This window comes from Mesorhizobium sp. ORS 3428 (assembly GCF_001854785.1).
Classification (GTDB): domain Bacteria; phylum Pseudomonadota; class Alphaproteobacteria; order Rhizobiales; family Rhizobiaceae; genus Mesorhizobium.
In genome coordinates this window covers 1-1,150 of sequence record NZ_MDFL01000098.1, presented here as the reverse complement: position 1 = coordinate 1,150, position 1,150 = coordinate 1, and the positions used below count along the sequence as shown (strand labels likewise).

At 57.7% G+C, this 1,150-nt stretch carries 1 protein-coding gene; it reads left to right on the top strand.

All coding sequences use genetic code 11. From position 1 onward, the window contains the following. A partial coding sequence (locus tag ORS3428_RS08705; RefSeq protein ID WP_071096483.1) for a class I SAM-dependent DNA methyltransferase occupies window positions 1-535 on the top strand: 535 nt, incomplete at its 5' end. Window positions 536-1,150 lie beyond the last annotated feature (615 nt).

The following is a 1,150-nucleotide window of genomic DNA, read 5'->3' as shown; positions in this document are numbered from 1 at the left end:
GACCATCGTGGCCGAACTCGCGGCTGTTGTACAAATGGCCTATTTGGACAAGGCACGGGCAGCCACCGCGATTTTGGATGCCGGCTGTGGAACGGGCCTCGTCGGAGTGGAACTGGAACGCCTCGGATTCCGGTTAATCGATGGGTTCGACCTCTCCAACGAGATGGCTGAAAAGGCTCGGGAAACTCGCGTCTACCGCGATGTCAGAGGCGACGTTGATCTTAGCTTGCCGCTCTCCGGATATTCCGCGAGTTATGATATCACCGTGTGCTGCGGCGTCTTAACGCTCGGGCATGTCCAACCAGATCGGCTGCGTGAGTTAGCCCGCGTTACGCGCCCGAAGGGGTTTATCATCGCAAACACCCGCAGGAGCTATGCTGATGCCGCATGCTTCGCAGACGAGGTGAAGCGCCTGGAGGATGCGGGTGTACTCGTGCTTGCACAATGTCTTTACGACGGCAGATACGTCGCAGAGGAGGACGCTCATTACTGGGTTTTCCGGATACCTGAAAAAGGCAGATCACCAGAGAAATAGAGACCCCACAATTTGCTGGCGGGCTGACGCAAGGCAACATGTATGTCCGCAAAGGAGCATCGCGACATGACTGCACGAACAACCGCGGAATCCAGACGGAACTTAAAAGAGCGCTGCCGTGCGGCATTGATGTACGCCTCCACCTACGGTCGGCGAGCGGCACCAACGTCGGCTCGATCGAAGCKCTGGCTCCAATACGAAACTCGCGGCCTACTGCACTTCCAAAGCCGGTCCGGGATCCACCGGCTCACGCGGGCGATGGCGATCGACAATAGCGAAGGCGTCCGGCGCAACGGAGTTGCGCCGGGGTGGATCGGCTCCGACATAAACATGGATCTTATGAGGAACCTGTCGATCCCCAGGGTTCCGACCAAAAGGCCGGAAGTAATCCATGGCGCACTGATGGAGGCTGGTTGGGCTATAGTGAGCCTGCCGCAGTAACGGCAGAAGTGCGCTTTGAAAGCAGCGTCAAAGCACTATCGGTTAAACAGCACAGCGGCACGTGCAGTCATTTGGCGGGACTCAGTCAGTCTCTATGAACATGGTTCGTCATTGCCGAGCCTCTGCGAATGAGGCGTGGTTTTCTGGCATGTCTCGGGGCAATCCAACTGGAGG